The organism is Achromobacter sp. Marseille-Q4962 (genome assembly GCF_943737005.1).
Taxonomy (GTDB): domain Bacteria; phylum Pseudomonadota; class Gammaproteobacteria; order Burkholderiales; family Burkholderiaceae_B; genus Achromobacter.
The window spans coordinates 90100-105600 of the sequence record NZ_CALSFU010000010.1; the positions used below are offsets into that span (position 1 = coordinate 90100).

A 15501-nucleotide genomic window follows, 5' to 3' on the forward strand; every position below is an offset into this window, starting at 1 on the left:
AAGGCTGAACGCGCCGGGGCGGGTTCCCTAGAGCGGCTTGGGTATGGGCAGCGCCTCGGCGTCGCTGCACACCGCAAGCACTTCGGCGGGCTTCTTGCTCAGCGAAAGATAGACGTGGCCCATGCCGCTGTCGAAATACGCCGACTCGTGGCGGTTGAGTACCACGCTCTCGCCGTTCTCGAACTGGATGCGCACCTTGCCGGACAGCACCACCACGAACTCATGGCCGGGGTGGCGGATGTAGTCCTCGAACTCAGCCACATCGCGCGCGTCGATAGTGCCCCACATGGGGATCATCTTCTTGCTCGGATACTCGCCCATCAGCAGGCGGTAGTGGTAGTTCTCGGTCACGTAGTCGCGGGCGTCGGCCAGGCTGTTCTTCACGAAGGTCGGCGCCACCTGCGCCGGGTCGCCTTCACCCGCCATGAACAGGCGCGTCATGTCGATGCGCAGGGCCCGCGCCAGGGCCGCGAACTTCTCGTAGCTCAGGGCGATCTGCCCCAGCTCCGCCTTGGACAGCGTGGAGACGGCGATACCGGAGGCGGCCGACAGGGCCTGCAACGTCATCTTCCGCGCCTTGCGCTCCCTGCGCAGGCGCGCGCCCATTTCTTCCTTGCCTACGATCGCGGGAGGAACGGATTTGGCGGCAGCGGCCATGTGGGGTGTCGTCAGAAGATGTGGGTCGGGTTGGGCGGGGCCCGGGCCCCGCCGTCGGCAGATTGTAGCGTTGCGGAACGGGTCGGGCCCGGCGGTCGTTCATTGCGCATGCCGGCCGAGCACGCGGCCCGGATGCCGGCCGGTATGGGCCTGCTCGCGCCAGACCGGCTCGCCGTTGACGTATACCGAGTGGATGCCCGCCGCGCGGGCGGTGGGCTGCTCGAAGGTAGCGGTATCCGCGATACGCGCCGGGTCGAACACCACCAGGTCGGCGTAGCATTCCGGCAGGATCCGGCCGCGCCCGGCCAGCCCGAACCTGGCCGCCGTCAGCCCGGTCATCTTCCATGCCGCGGTTTCGAGCGGAAACAGGCCCAGGTCGCGCGAATAGTGGCCCAGCACCCGGGGGAAGGTGCCCCACAGGCGCGGATGCGGCCGTTCGTCGTGCGGCAGGCCGTCGGAACCTATCATCGTCGGCCCGAAGGCCAGGATGCGCTGCACGTCGCCCTCGTCCATCATGAAATAGATCGCGCCGGCCGGCTGCAGCTCGTCTATCACGTCGAACTTGGACTTGCCGCGCTCGGCCGCCACTTCGTCCAGATCGCGGCCCGCCAGCCCGGGAAAGGGCTTGCACCAGGTGATGAGCACGCGCCCGGCCAGCAGCACCTTGTCCTTCTTCAGCATGGTGGATCCGGCCACATAAGGGTAGGCGTCCAGCGAAACCTGCTGCTCGGCCATGGCGCGCTCGATGAGCGCCAGCGTCTCGCGCGAGCGTCCGAAGTTGGGCTGGCCCGCCAGCTTGTGGTGCGAAATCACCACGGGCACGCCGAGTTCGCGGCCGATGCGGAACGTCTCTTCCAGCGCGCCGACGATGTGTTCGCTCTCGTCGCGCATGTGGGTGGCATAGATGCCGCCATGCTCGGCCAGCGGCCGGCAGACCTCGATGATCTCCTCGGTGGTGGCGTGCGCGGCCGGCGGGTAGAAAGTGCCGGTGGATATGCCGATGGCGCCGCTGGACAGCGCCTCGCCGGCCAGGGCGCGCATGGCGTCGATCTCGGCCGCCGTGGCGCTGCGCTGCAGCTCCGGCATGACCGCCGCCCGCAGGGTGGAGTGACCCACCATGCAGGCCGCGTTGACGGCCGCGGGCGCGGCGCGCAGCGCGTCGAGATACGCCGAAAAGCGCGTAAAGCGGTACGAGCCGCCCTCGTCCAGCAAGTCCAGCGGCGCGGGTGGCGAAGCGTGCGCCAGCGGCGCCAGGCTGATGCCGCAGTTGCCGGTGACGACGGTGGTCACGCCCTGCGAGATCTTGGGCGCCATGTCGCGGCGCCTGAGCAGATAGTTGTCGTCGTGCGTATGCGAGTCGATGAAGCCCGGCGCCACCACCATGCCCGTCACGTCGATGCGCTGGCCGGCGGGCACGCCGGCCAGGTCGCCCACGGCGGCCACGCGGTCGCCGCGCACGCCCACGTCGGCAACGCGGCCCGGCGTATTGCCGCCGTCGATGACGGTGCCGCCGGCCAGCACATAGTCCAGGGTCAGGGAATCGGGCATGGCGTTCTCCGTGTAAAGGGGTCGGACTCAGGCGAAATGGCAGGCCACCTGCTGCCCGGGCGCGATGGTTCTGGGCAGCGGCGTCTCCCGGGCGCAGCGCGCTTCGGCCCGCGGACAACGCGTGCGGAACGCGCAGCCCGAAGGCGGCGAGAGCGGGCTGGGAATTTCGCCCTGGAGCACCTGCGCGGGCCGGCGCTCGCGCGCCGAGGGCGCCGAAGCCATGAGGGCGCGCGTGTACGGGTGGGCGGGCCGGCCGAAGATGGCTTCGCGGCTGCCGGACTCGACGATACGGCCCAGGTACATGACCGCGACATGGTGGCTGATGTGCCTGACCACGCTCAGGTCGTGCGAGATGAAGACATAGGTCAGCCCCAGGTCGCGCTGCAGGTCCATCAGCAGATTGATGACCTGGGCCTGCACCGATACGTCCAGCGCCGACACGGGCTCGTCGCACACGATGAGCCCGGGAGCCAGCGCCAGGGCGCGCGCGATCACGATGCGCTGGCGCTGCCCGCCCGAGAATTCGTGCGGATAGCGGTCGGCGGCGTCGGGCCGCAGGCTGACGCGGGCCAGCAGCCCGGCCACCCGCTCGCGTATGGCCGTCTTGCCATGGCCGAAATTGCGCAGCGGCTCGCCCACGATGTCGCGCACGCGCATGCGCGGATTCATGGACGAAAAGGGATCCTGGAAAATGAACTGCATGCGGCGCCGCATGGCGCGCAGCTCGCGGCGGTCCATCTCGGCCAGGTCGCGCCCTTCCAGCAGGATGCGGCCTTCGGTGGGATCGGTCAGGCGGACCAGGCACTTGCCGGTCGTGGACTTGCCGCAGCCGGATTCGCCGACCAGGCCCAGCGTGTGGCCGCGCGGCACCGACAACGATACGCCGTCCACGGCGCGCAGCACCTTGCCGTCTTCCAGCGCGTAGTGCTTCTTCAGGCCGATGACCTGCAAAAGCGGCGAGGCCGCGTTCGGGGTGTCCGGAATGGGAGTGTCCATAGGGTTCTCAGGCAATCTCGGCGGTTTGCGCCGCCCGCGCCCAGCACCAGCTCCGATGCCGTACGCCCGCGTCCACGGCGGGCGGCGCTTGCCGCGCGCAACGGTCCATGGCCTGGGGACAGCGGGCGGCAAACGCGCAGCCCCGCGACTCGGGCGTGATGACGGGCACGATGCCCGGCAGCTCGGCCAGGCGGGTGGTATGGTCCTGCCCGTCCACGAATGCGGGCAGCGAACGGATCAGGGCCTGGGTGTAGGGATGCTGCGGGCGGTCCAGCACGTCGTCCACGCTGCCCTCTTCGACCTTGCGGCCGGCATACATGACGACGACGCGCTGGCACATCTGCGCCACCACGCCCAGGTCATGGGTGATGAGGACGATGGCCGTGCCCAGCCGGGCCTGGATGCCGCGCAGCAGGTGCAGGATCTGCGCCTGGATGGTGACGTCCAGCGCCGTGGTCGGCTCGTCGGCGATCAGCACCTTGGGCTCGCAGGCCAGCGCCATGGCGATCATCGCGCGCTGCCGCATGCCGCCCGACAACTGGTAGGGGTACTCGCGCACGCGCCGGCCGGGGTCGGAGATCTGCACCAGCTCCAGCAGCGCCTCGGCCTGCTTCAGGGCCTCGCGCCGCGACATGCCCTGGTGCAGCATCAGCGACTCGCCGATCTGCCGCCCGATGGTGAACACCGGGTTCAGCGAGGTCATGGGCTCCTGGAAGATCATGGAAAGCCGATTGCCGCGGATGGCGCGCATGGCCTTCTCGGACAGCGCCAGCAGGTCGCGGCCGTCGAACTCGATGCTGCCGCCGGCGATGCGGCCCGGCGCGCGCAACAGCCGCATGATGGACAGCGACGTCACGCTCTTGCCGCAGCCGGACTCGCCCACCAGGCCCAGGGTCTCGCCCGGCATGAGGTCGAAGGACAGGCCGTCGACGGCCACCACCGTGGTTTCTTCGCCCTCGAAACAGGTGCGCAGGTCGCGCACGCGCAGGACGGGTCGGGTCTGCATGGCTTTCCCTAGAGTTTGCGAGCCAGGCGCGGGTCGAGCATATCGCGCAGGCCGTCGCCCACGAGATTGACGGCCAGCACGGCCGCGCCCAGGAACAGGCCCGGATACAGAATGATGTGAAAAGCCACCGCCACGAAATTGCGGCCCTCGGCCATGATGTTGCCCCAGCTCGGCGTCTGCGGCGGAATGCCGACGCCCAGGAAACTGAGCACCGCTTCGGTCAGGATGGCCGAGGCCGCAATGAAGGTAGCCTGCACCATGAGCGGCGCGAACAGGTTGGGCAGGATGTGCCGCCACAGAATGACGGGCACGGGCGTGCCGCAGGTCACCGCCGCCTCGATATAGGGCTGCTCGCGCAGCGCGAGCACCAGCGCGCGGACCAGCCGCACCACGCGTGGGATTTCGGGAATGACGATGGCCACGATGACGGTGCCGAGCCCGCCTTTCAGGGTGGCCATGAGGGCGATGGCCAGCAACACGCCCGGAATCGCCATCAGGCCGTCCATGATGCGCATGATGAACGCATCGACGCGGCGGAAGTAGCCCGCCAGCATGCCCAGCGCCACGCCGGCGGCAGTGGCCGCCAGCGCGACCACGGCGCCCACGAAGAGCGAGACGCGAGCGCCCCAGACGGTGCGCGAATACACGTCGCGCCCCAGCGCGTCGGTGCCGAAGAAATGCGCGGCCGACGGCGGCTTCATGCGGGTCAGCGGATCGATGTCCTGGGGATCCATGGCCGCCAGCCACGGCGCGGCCAGGGCGGCCAGCGTCAGCAGCGCCAGGATGGCCGTACCCACGCAGAGCGTGGGATGGCGCTTGAGGGCCCGCAGCGCGCGCCGGCCGGCAGGCCGCTTCACGGGCAGGAACAGGGAGGATGCGGTCACGGCGGTTCTCTCAATAGCGGATGCGAGGGTCGAAGAGCCGGTAGCTCAGGTCGACCAGCAGGTTGATCAGGACATAGATGCCGGAAGCCACCAGCAGCACGCCCTGGATCACGGGATAGTCGTGGCGCAGCACCGCGTCCACGGTCAGCCGGCCCAGGCCGGGAATGGCGAATACCGTCTCGGTGACCACCACGCCGCCGATTAGCAGCGCCACGCCCACGCCGATGGTGGTGACAATGGGATTGGCCGCGTTCTTCAGCGCGTGCCAGACCACCGGGCCGGGCGCCAGGCCCTTGGCGCGCGCCGTGCGGATATAGTCCTCCGACAAGGCTTCCAGCATGGTGGTGCGCGTCATGCGCGTGAGCAGGGCCATGTAGACCAGGCCCAGCGACAGGCAGGGCAGAACCAGGTGACGCAGATACGGGACGGCGCCCTCGGAAAGCGGGCGGTAGCCCTGCACCGGCAGCCAGCCCAGCTTGATCGAAAAGCCGTACACCAGGCTGTAGCCGATGAGGAAGACCGGCACCGAGAACGCGCAGACCGAAACCAGCATGACCAGCCGGTCGAGCCAGCGTCCGGCATGCCAGGCCGCCAGCACGCCCAGGGGGATGGCGGCCAGCACCGCGAACAGCATGGTGAAGGCCGCGATCGAAAAGGTGGGGCCCAGCCGCTGGCCGATGAGCCGGGACACCGGCATCTGGGTGGCGATGGAGGTGCCCAGGTCCCCCTGGGCGATATTGGCGACCCAGATGCCGAACTGCCGCAGCAGGGGCTGGTCCAGCCCCAGGTTGCGGCGGATCTTCTCGACGTCTTCCGCGGTGGCGTTGTCGCCCGCGGTCACCGCCGCCGGATCGCCCGGCGACAGGTGGATCAGCAGGAACACGACCACCGCCACCACGGCCATGACCGGCACGACCGCCGCAATGCGGCGCAATAGGGTTTTCACGCTCGTTTCCCCCCGGCGCGGCCGCCTTACGGCTTCTCGATGTTCCACATGACCGGAATGCCGGTCTTGAGCAGCTCGGTGTGCGACAGCCCGCGCGTGGCCGATACCGGCTTGAACTCGCCCCACATCGCATAGGGCACGGTCTGGTAGGCGCGCTCCTGCAGCCGGGTGGCGAGCTCCTTGCGCCTGGCGGCGTCGGTTTCGCGTATCCAGGCGGTGCGCAGCTCGTCCATTTCCTTGTCGCAGGGCCAGCCCGGCAGGCTGTTGCCGCAGGCGGCCGACAGCCAGGGGTTGGTCACCGGCGTGCTGGCGTCGTAATAGCCGCCCCAGGTCAGGAAGAGGTTCCAGCCGCCTTGCGCGGGCGGATCTTTTTTCAGGCGGCGCGCGGCGAGCGAAGCCCAGTCCATGGATTGCAGGTCCACGTTCACGCCGGCCTTCTTCAGGTTCTGCGACAGCACCATGACGGCCGGCGCGCTCAGGTGGTCGGAGGGGTAGAGCAGCACCACCTTCTCGCCCTTGTAGCCGGCTTCCTGCAGCAACTGTCTGGCGCGCGCGAAGTCCTGCCTGGCGTAGGGCGCCGCTCCCGCGTCGGTCGCCAGGGGCGATCCGCAGATGTAGAGCGTGGGGCAGTAGTCTTCGCGGTACTTCTCGGAATAGCCCATGGCGGCGATCATCTGCTTCTGCGAGATCACGTAGTAGATCGCCTGGCGCGCCCGCGCGTCGTTGAAGGGCGGATACAGCGCGTTGATGACCACCATGCCTTGCGAGGCCACCGAGGTTCCCAGCTTGATGTCGCTGTTGGACTCCAGCACCGGCAGGAAGTCCGGCGCCACCTGCTCAAGCATGTCCACCTCGCCGTTCATGAGCGCGGCGGTCGCGGTGTTGCCGTCGGGAATGTAGACCCACTCCACGCGGTCGACCTTCACGTTCTTGCCGCCGGCCAGCCCGTCGGCCGGCTCCTTGCGCGGCGCGTAGGCGGGATTCTTCACATAGACCACCTTGTTGCCCGGCACCCATTCGTCGCGCTTGAAGAGAAAGGGCCCCGAGCCCACCATCTCGGTCACGGGGGTATTCGGGTCGGTGGCGGCCAGCCGCTTGGGCATGATGAAGGGCGGCAGGCCCGAAGGCTTGGACAGGGCCTCCAGCACCAGGCCGAAGGGCTCCTTCAGTGTCAGCGTGAAACTGTCGGCGCCCGTGGCGGCCAGTTGCGCGCCCGCCGCCATCATCGCCTGGCCCAGGGTGTCCTTCTTGGCCCAGCGCTGGAGGGAGGCGACGCAATCCTCGGCGGTCACCGGCGCGCCGTCGCTGAACTTCAGGCCCGGGCGCAGCGTGAAGCGCCACTGCCTGCCGTCTTCCGACACTTTCCAGGTATCGACCATCTGCGGCCGGGGCTGTCCCTTGCTGTCCTGGGCGAACAGCATGTCGAACACCATATAGCCGTGGTTGCGCGTGATATAGGCGGTATTGAAAAGCGGGTCCAGCGTCTTCAGGTCGGCGTGCGGCACCAGCCGCAAGGTCTTGCCCTGCGCCATGGCCCCCGAACTCGCCGCCAGGAGCGCCGCCGCCGCGAGCAGGCTGAAACGTCGAATCATGGTCATCCCCTTGTGAAAAGCGCGTTGTGCGCGCCCTGTGTCGAGCCCGTTCGCGTCAGGCCGCGGCGGAGCCGGCCGCGAGCGGCCACTTCGGCAACCGGACCTTGCGATAGGGCAAGGCGTTGTAGTCCTGCGTGATGGCCCCTGGCGTCTCCACGTAGATCACGTGCTTGCCGACCTTGGAATAAGCGGCATAGAAATGCTGCGAGGACTTCACGACGATGAGGCGCATGGCGCCCAGGTCCACGCCGAACTGCGTGAAGAGATCGGTGCCCATGGCCTGGACCCGATAGCTGGTGAGCACCAGGGTCACGCCCCGCGTGCGCAGCAGCGCCGTATCTCCCAGCGCCGCCGGCGTGCCGGCCAGGCCCGTCATCTCGGCGTCGCGCTTGAGCGCGAGCACCTCGACATCCAGGTCCAGCGGCAGGCCCGACACCGGCGCGACCTTGCCGCCGACGCGCAACTGCACCCGCGCGCCCTCGCCGGCCTCGAAGCACAATTGCACGGCCACCGGGTCCCAGAACGGCCCGATGGCCACGTCCTCGATGCCGCGCGCCAGCACGCGCTCCAAGATGAAGGTCGAATCGCTGGGCGCGCCGCCGCCGGCGTTGTCCGCCGAATCGGCCAGCACCACCGGAAATCCGCCATGGGCCAGCGCCTGGTCCAGCGCGGCGTCGACGGCGGGGTACGGCGGCGCGAGCCGGTCGCGGAAACCGATGATCTCCTCGCCCAGTGAGCGCGCCAGGCTTGCGGCCCGGGCGGCGTCGCCGTCGGTGTACACGAGCACCTTGGCGCCCATGTCGGGCGTGTCTCCCCAGGGAAAGCCGTGGGCGATCGACACCGACAGCACGCCGTCCCTGCCCTCCATGGCCAGCAGGCGGTCGACAAAGCCGCGCATGGGCTCGCGGCTGGTGTGCATGATGGAAATCATCTGGCAATCGAACACGGCGTGCGCGGGCCGGATGCGGCCTTCCGCCTTGGCCACGCACAGGTCCACCAGGTCGTAGGCCCGGTCCAGGATGTCGGTGTGCGGGTATTCCTTGAAACAGACCAGGAAATCGGCCGCCTCGACCATCGCGTCGGTCAGGTGGCAATGCGGATCCAGCTCGGCGCCGATGACGGTGTCCGGACCGACGATCTCGCGCGCGCGGCGCAGCAGGTCGCCCTCGCAATCGTCATAGCCGTCGGCCACCATGGCGCCATGCAGCCCGAACAGCGCGATATCCACGGGGCCGGCGCGGCGCAAGTCGTTCAGCAGCTCTTCGCGCAGCGTCTCGTAGGCATGGCGCGTGGTCGGGCCCGCCGGCATCGCGCCGGCCACCATGCCCTCGATCAGCTGCCAGTCCTTGCCCTGGGCGCGCTGGCGCGCCGCCCACAGCGGGCCGGAAAACATCTGCATCCGGTCGGGATGCTGCCCGGCCGGAAAATAGCCGCGCGCCTTGTAGGCCGCCAGCCCGGTCGGGATGGGAGAAAACGTATTGGTTTCGGTCGCCAGCGACCCGGAGAAAATTTTCATGCCGCCCCTCCAATGGAATGCTGCACAAGCGCGCGCCGCGCGCAGGATCTAGGCTTGGCCGCCCACCCAGGCCTGGACTTCGATTTCCACGTCCACGTCCATGGCCAGCCGGGCCTGCACGGTGGAGCGCGACGGAAAATCCTGCGTGAAATGGCTGCGATACGCCTCGTTGAAATCGGCGAACAGCGCCAGGTCCGACAGCCAGACCGTCACGCGCACCACATCGTCCAGGCCGGCTCCGGCCAGGGCCAGGGTTTCCTTGATGCGCGCGATGGCCGCGTGGGTCTGCTCGCCGATGGCGCCGCGCACCACCTGGCCGTCGGCATCCATCGGAATCTGGCCCGACAGGAACAGAAATCCGCCGGCGCGCGTGGCGCGCGAGAACGGCAGCGGCAGGGAACCGGGATAACGGGTAATGGCGCTCATGGCTCTCTCGCGATATCTGTCGATAAAGAAAATCTCAGCGTAGCCGGCCCGGCCGCAGGGCGTCGGCATCCACGCCATGCTCCCGCATCCAGGCCGGCAAGGGCCGGCCCGCGGCCAGCGCGGCGGCCAGCTCGGACGTGGCCGCGGCGGTCTGGATACCGTAGCCGCCTTGCGCGGCCAGCCAGAAGAAGCCGTCGGCCCGCTCGTCCCACCCCACCACGAAATCGCCGTCGCGCACGAACGAGCGCAGGCCCGCCCAGGCATGCCGGGGACGGCGTATGCTCAGCGAGGTCGCTTCCTCGATGCGATAAATGCCGGTTGCGACGTCCAGCTCCTCGGGCACGACGTCGTGCGGCTCCACCGGATCGGCGTTGGCCGGGGAACCCAGCAGCTGCCCCGCATCGGGCTTGAAATAGAAACTCTCGTCCACCCCCACCACGGCGGGCCAATCCGAAAAATCCACATCGGCCGGACCGCTGAAGGTAAAGGCGGTGCGGCGGCGCGGCTGCAGGCCCACGGGCGCCGCGCCGCACACCGAGGCCACGTGGTCGGCCCAGGCGCCGGCGGCATTGACCACGGCGCGGGCCCGCACCACGGCGCCGTCGGAAAGCGCAAGCGTCCAGACGCCGCCGTCGCGCCGGGCCGCGGTCAGCCCCGCGCCATTGCGCAACACGGCGCCCCGCTCCCGCATGCCGCGCAGAAAGCCCTGATGCAGGGCATGCACGTCGATATCCCGGGCATCGGGCTCTTCCAGCGCGCCGCACAGGCGGCCGGCCCGCAGGCAGGGCACGCGCCGGGCCGCCTCCCGCGGCTCGACCAGGCGCACATTGGCCGACTGCCGGGAGAATTCTTCATACGTCTCGTCCAGCAGGCCGCGCTGCTCGGTCGTGGCCACATAGAGCACGCCGCGCGGATACAGCAGCGGATGCTCCGTGAAACCGTGGGGCGGGTGCTCGTAGAAACGCCGGCTGGCCCGCGTCAGCGCGCGGATCTGCGGTGTGCCATAGGTTTCCATGAACATCGCGGCCGACCGGCCGGTGGCGTGGTAGCCGGGCTGCGCCTCGCGCTCCAGCACCGCCACGGCGGCGTGTTCGCTCAGGCGGTAGGCCGCCGAGGCGCCGGCGATGCCGGCGCCGATCACCGCGTAGTCGAATAGCGGGTCGCTGCTCATTTTTATCCGATGCGAGAATTCTATTATTTGATAATTCTCGAATACGATAAACAATCGCGCCAACCCGGGTAATAGGGAGTTCTACTGACCGCACTGCGCCGCGCGGGCCCGGCGGCGTGGCGTCCGGCTTCGGCTCCACGGCCGAAAATGCATGAAAAGTATGGATTTTTTCACCTCTTCCCAATGCGGCTCTCTTTCCAACTCATACCTTTCAGGTATGAATGCAACCCATAAAGTATTGGACGCTGGAATCGCGGCAACCCTATAAATGCAGGCAGCAACCTTCCACTTCGCCGCTTGAGACATGTCCGCAGCAACCATCGAACGCATCGAAACCTCCCTGATCGATCTTCCGACGATCAGGCCGCACAAATTGTCCGTCGCGACGATGCACGGCCAGACGCTGATGCTGGTGAAAGTGTTCTGCAGCGACGGCGTGGTCGGCGTCGGCGAGGGCACCACGATTGCCGGCATGGCCTACGGCCCGGAAAGCCCTGAAGCCATGAAGCTGGCGATCGACGCCTACTTCGCGCCCGCCATGATCGGCCGGGATGCCTGCCGCATCCAGGCGCTGATGGATTACCTGGGCAAGCTGGTCAAGGTCAATCATTTCGCCAAAAGCGCGCTGGAGACGGCCCTGCTGGATGCGCACGGCAAGCGCCTGGGCGTGCCCGTCAGCGAACTGCTGGGCGGCCGGCGCCGCGACCGGCTGCCCGTCGCGTGGACGCTGGCCTCGGGCGATACGGCACGCGACATCGCCGAAGCCGAGCAGATGCTCGAGGCCCGCCGCCACCGCATCTTCAAGCTGAAGATCGGCGCCCGCGCCCCGGAAGCCGACATCGCTCACGTCGCCGCGATCAAGAAGGCGCTGGGCGACCGCGGCGCGGTGCGGGTCGACGTCAACATGGCGTGGAGCGAAACCCAGGCAGCCTGGGCCATCCCTGCCCTGGCCGACGCGGGCTGCGAGCTGGTCGAGCAGCCGGTGGCCGGCGCCGCCGCGCTGGCGCGGCTGATGCGCCGCTTTCCGGTGGCCTTGATGGCCGATGAAGTGCTGACGGGCCCCGAAAGCGCTTTCGAGATCGCCCGCGGCCACGGCGCCGACGTATTCGCCATCAAGATCGAGCAGAACGGCGGGCTCTTCGCGGCCCAGCGCGTCGCCGCCATCGCCGACGCGGCCGGCATCGAACTCTACGGCGGCACCATGCTGGAAGGGGCGGTGAGCACCATCGCCTCGGCCCATCTGTTCGCCGGTTTCGCCGAGCTGCAATGGGGCACCGAACTGTTCGGCCCGCTTCTCATCACCGAAGACATTCTGGCCCGCCCGCTGGATTACAGCGATTTCGCCCTGACCGTTCCCAGCGGCCCCGGCCTGGGCATCGAGCTGGACGAAGCCAGGATCAAGCGTTTCACGCGGCCCGGGCTGACCAAGGCCACCACCGCCCGGGATTGAGCCCGGCGCCCGACCGATAAACCTACCGGAGACAAGACCATGAACCCCAAGGTGTTCGATACGAAAGAAGTCCAGGACCTGCTGACGGCGGCGACGAACCTCGCCGCCGCGGACGGCAACGCCCGCTTCAAGCAGATCCTGCATCGCCTGCTGAGCGATCTGTTCAAGGCCATCGACGACCTGGACATCACGCCCGACGAAGTATGGGCCGGCGTGAATTACCTCAACCAGCTGGGCCGCGACGGCGAAGCCGCCCTGCTGGCCGCCGGCCTGGGCCTGGAAAAATACCTGGACATCCGCATGGACCATGCCGACCGGCTGGCCGGCATCGCGGGCGGCACGCCGCGCACCATCGAAGGCCCGCTCTACGTGGCCGGCGCCCCGCTGCGCGAAGGCGTCTCCCGCATGGACATCGACCCCGATCCCGGCGCGGGCCCGCTGGTCATCCGGGGCGTGGTCACCGACACGGCAGGCAAGCCGCTGCAAGGCGCCGTCGTCGAATGCTGGCACGCCAACTCCAAGGGCTTTTACTCGCATTTCGACCCCACCGGCGCGCAGACGGCATTCAATCTGCGCGGCGCCGTCAAGACCGGCCCCGACGGCCGGTACGAATTCCGCACCCTGATGCCGGTGGGCTACGGCTGTCCGCCCCAAGGCGCGACGCAGCAGCTGCTGAACGCGCTCGGCCGCCACGGCAACCGCCCGGCCCACGTGCACTTCTTCGTCACCGCCGACGGGCACCGCAAGCTGACCACGCAATTCAACATCGAGGGCGATCCCCTCATCTGGGACGACTTCGCCTACGCCACGCGCGAAGAACTGATCCCGCCGGTCGTGGAAAAGACCGGCGGCTCGGCGCTGGGCCTGAAGGAGGACTCGTACAAGGAAATCGAGTTCGACTTCGCGCTGACCGGCCTGGTGCAGGGCAAGGACAACCAGGTCGTCCACCGCCTGCGCGCCTCGGCATGACAGCCGCCGGCGCCGCCCGGGCAAACGGCGCCGCGCCCTCCCGCCCATCGTGAATTGCCGCAGTATCCCGGCCGTGCGCGGCCTCGCACGCGCCCGCCATCCCATTCACGCGAATCACCGCCGCGCGCACGGCCGCGCGGCGATACGACAACGAACCCCATCGCTCGCTGCGACCCGCACGAGGAGACAACCGTGACAGCCAGTCTTTCCATACCCAGCCTGATCGACCAGGAACGCATGGGCGCCTTTCAATGGCGCGTCCTCATACTCTGCTTTCTGATCGCGCTTTTCGACGGTTTCGACACACAGGCCATGGCCTTTACCGGCCCCGCCATCCTGGCCGCCTTCAAGCTGCAATCCACTGAGCTTGCGCCCATTCTGACGACCGGCATCGTCGGCATGACCGTGGGCGCGATGCTGCTCGGCCCGGTCGGCGACCGCATCGGCCGCCGGCCCGCCGCCATGATAGGCACGGCCGTCTTCGGCATCGCCACGCTGCTGACAGCGGGCGCGACGGCGACCTGGCATATTCTCGTGCTGCGCTTCATCGCGGGCCTGGGCATGGGCGGATGCACGCCCATCGTGCTGGCGCTGGCCGCCGAGTACACGCCCGCCCGCCTGCGCGGCATGGTCATCACGGGCGTACTGCTCGGCCTGCCGGCGGGCGCCATGCTGGGCGGGCTGCTGGCGAGCCGGATGCTGCCGGTCATCGGCTGGCAGGGCATTTTCGTCGTCGGCGGCGTGGCACCGCTCGCCCTGCTGCTGGCGCTGGCCGTGCTGCTGCCCGAGTCGCTGCAGTTCAAGGCCATGCGCGGCAGCGCCGCCGGCCAGGACTACGTGGCCAGGATCCTCGGCAGGATAGTCTCGCGTCCGCTGCCCGCCGGCGCCCGCTTCTCGGTGCCCGAGGAAGCCCGTGCCCGCGGCAGCGTCAAGGCTCTGTTCTCCGCAGGCTACGCCCGCAAGACCCTGGCCATCTGGACGGTCTACCTGCTGAACTGGGTGGCCTGGTTCATGCTGCTGTCGTGGCTGCCCACGGTGCTCAAGACGGCCGGCCTGCCGGCCGACCAGGCGCCCATGGGCACCTTCACCGTCAACCTGGTGTTCATCATCTGCGCCATCCCGCTGTCGTACCTGATGCCGCGCGTGCCGACCCGCTCGCTGCTGATCGCCATGTTCGCCCTGGGCATCGCCGTCGCGCTGGGCCTGGGCTACGCGGGAACGGACTGGACGCTGGTCTTCATCCTCGTCGGCGCGGCCGGCCTGGGCGTAGGCGGCCAGCAGCTGGCGCTGAACTACCTGATCATCGGCGCTTATCCCACGGCGCTGCGCGCCACCGCCACCGGCTGGTCCATCGGCATCGGCCGCGCCGGCGCCATCATCGGCTCGGCCATCGGCGGCAGCTTCCTCGCATGGCTGGGCCCGTCGGGCTTCTTCATGGTGCTGGCCGTCCCGCTGCTGGGCGCGCTGCTGGGCGTGCTGGCCGTGGACACCAAGTCCTCGCAGCCGCTGCCCGCCGACCTTTCCCGTGCACACTGAAACCAGGAAAACCGGAATGAACCGCTACGAAAACCAGATCGCCCTCGTCACCGGCGCGGCGCAGGGAGTGGGTCGCGCCACCGCCCTGCGCCTGGCGGCCGAGGGCGCCACCCTCGTGCTGGTGGACCGCGCCATCGAGCAGGGCCGGTCGGTGGCGGAGCAGATCCGCGCGCAAGGCGGACAGGCCTCCTTCATCGACGCCGACCTGGAAACGCACGCGGGCGCCCAGCGCATGGTGCAGTACGCCATGGATACCCATGGCCGCATCGACGTATCGGTGCACAACGTCGGCGGCACCATCTGGATGAAACCCTTCTGGGAGTACACACCCGAACAGATGCAGCGCGAGGTGAACCGCTCGCTGTGGCCCACGCTGTGGTCCTGCCGCGAAGTCATCCCCGTCATGCGCAAGCAGGGGCGCGGCGCCATCGTCAACGTCGGCTCCAACGCCACGCGCGGCATCTATCGCGTGCCCTACTCCGCCTCCAAGGGCGGCGTGCATGCCGCGACGGTCTGCATGGCCCTGGAGCTGGCCGGCAGCGGCGTGCGCGTGAACTGCGTCTCGCCCGGCGCCCTCGACAACGGCACCAGGGCCATTCCGCGCAACACCGAGCCGCCTTCCGAACAGGACCTGGCCTGGTCGCGCGAGATGTATTCCGATTGCCTCGACGGCACGCCCATGCACCGCCTGGGCACCGTGGACGAAGTCGCCGCCGCCATCTGCTTCCTGGCCGCCCCCGAGGCGTCCTACATCACCGGCCAGGTGATGTTCGTGGCCGGCGGCCACGTGGGCTGAGCCGCGCC

The 15501-nt window shown here is 68.8% G+C and carries 14 protein-coding genes; 4 read left to right on the forward strand and 10 right to left on the reverse strand.

Translation table 11 applies throughout. The annotated features are described in order from the left end of the window. Positions 1-27: 27 nt before the first annotated feature. The 10 genes from NGJ44_RS10740 to NGJ44_RS10785 form a co-directional block, all read right to left on the reverse strand. Complete coding sequence (locus NGJ44_RS10740; protein ID WP_053245357.1) at positions 28-657, reverse strand: helix-turn-helix domain-containing protein; 630 nt, start codon at positions 655-657, stop codon at positions 28-30. Between the two features lie 99 nt (positions 658-756). Then, positions 757-2205, reverse strand: a complete 1449-nt coding sequence (locus tag NGJ44_RS10745; RefSeq protein ID WP_251863891.1) for an N-acyl-D-amino-acid deacylase family protein — start codon at positions 2203-2205, stop codon at positions 757-759. Positions 2206-2232: 27 nt separating this feature from the next. Then, positions 2233-3201, reverse strand: coding sequence for an ABC transporter ATP-binding protein (locus NGJ44_RS10750; RefSeq protein WP_251863892.1), 969 nt, complete (start codon positions 3199-3201; stop codon positions 2233-2235). 7 nt (positions 3202-3208) lie between these two features. Beyond that, entirely contained in the window at positions 3209-4207 is a 999-nt protein-coding gene (locus NGJ44_RS10755; protein ID WP_251863893.1) for an ABC transporter ATP-binding protein, read from the reverse strand. Positions 4208-4215: 8 nt separating this feature from the next. Further along, positions 4216-5076, reverse strand: a complete 861-nt coding sequence (locus tag NGJ44_RS10760) for an ABC transporter permease (protein WP_502802124.1) — start codon at positions 5074-5076, stop codon at positions 4216-4218. A gap of 25 nt (positions 5077-5101) precedes the next feature. Then, on the reverse strand, positions 5102-6037 hold the full coding sequence (locus tag NGJ44_RS10765) for an ABC transporter permease (protein WP_251863895.1): 936 nt from the start codon (positions 6035-6037) through the stop codon (positions 5102-5104). A 26-nt stretch (positions 6038-6063) separates the two neighbouring features. Beyond that, positions 6064-7629 (reverse strand): ABC transporter substrate-binding protein, encoded by a 1566-nt coding sequence (locus tag NGJ44_RS10770; protein WP_053245363.1) that lies wholly within the window; start codon positions 7627-7629, stop codon positions 6064-6066. Between the two features lie 55 nt (positions 7630-7684). Next, a complete protein-coding gene (locus NGJ44_RS10775; protein ID WP_053245360.1) occupies positions 7685-9145 on the reverse strand; it encodes a M81 family metallopeptidase in 1461 nt (486 codons plus the stop codon). A gap of 48 nt (positions 9146-9193) precedes the next feature. Beyond that, positions 9194-9571, reverse strand: a complete 378-nt coding sequence (locus tag NGJ44_RS10780; protein ID WP_053245361.1) for a RidA family protein — start codon at positions 9569-9571, stop codon at positions 9194-9196. Between the two features lie 34 nt (positions 9572-9605). Then, entirely contained in the window at positions 9606-10742 is a 1137-nt protein-coding gene (locus NGJ44_RS10785; RefSeq protein WP_251863896.1) for an NAD(P)/FAD-dependent oxidoreductase, read from the reverse strand. Between the two features lie 304 nt (positions 10743-11046). Here NGJ44_RS10785 and NGJ44_RS10790 point away from each other — a divergent pair, with 304 nt between their 5' ends. The 4 genes from NGJ44_RS10790 (at position 11047) to NGJ44_RS10805 (ending at position 15493) form a co-directional block, all read left to right on the forward strand. Further along, positions 11047-12192 (forward strand): muconate/chloromuconate family cycloisomerase, encoded by a 1146-nt coding sequence (locus NGJ44_RS10790; RefSeq protein WP_251863897.1) that lies wholly within the window; start codon positions 11047-11049, stop codon positions 12190-12192. Positions 12193-12231: 39 nt separating this feature from the next. Further along, the gene (catA, locus tag NGJ44_RS10795; RefSeq protein WP_251863898.1) at positions 12232-13161 is read left to right on the forward strand and encodes a catechol 1,2-dioxygenase; all 930 of its coding nucleotides are present in this window, start codon (positions 12232-12234) and stop codon (positions 13159-13161) included. A gap of 237 nt (positions 13162-13398) precedes the next feature. Further along, positions 13399-14697: an MFS transporter gene (locus NGJ44_RS10800; protein WP_251863940.1), complete on the forward strand. Its 1299-nt coding sequence runs from the start codon at positions 13399-13401 to the stop codon at positions 14695-14697. Between the two features lie 16 nt (positions 14698-14713). Next, on the forward strand, positions 14714-15493 hold the full coding sequence (locus NGJ44_RS10805; RefSeq protein ID WP_053246251.1) for a 1,6-dihydroxycyclohexa-2,4-diene-1-carboxylate dehydrogenase: 780 nt from the start codon (positions 14714-14716) through the stop codon (positions 15491-15493). Positions 15494-15501: the final 8 nt, after the last annotated feature.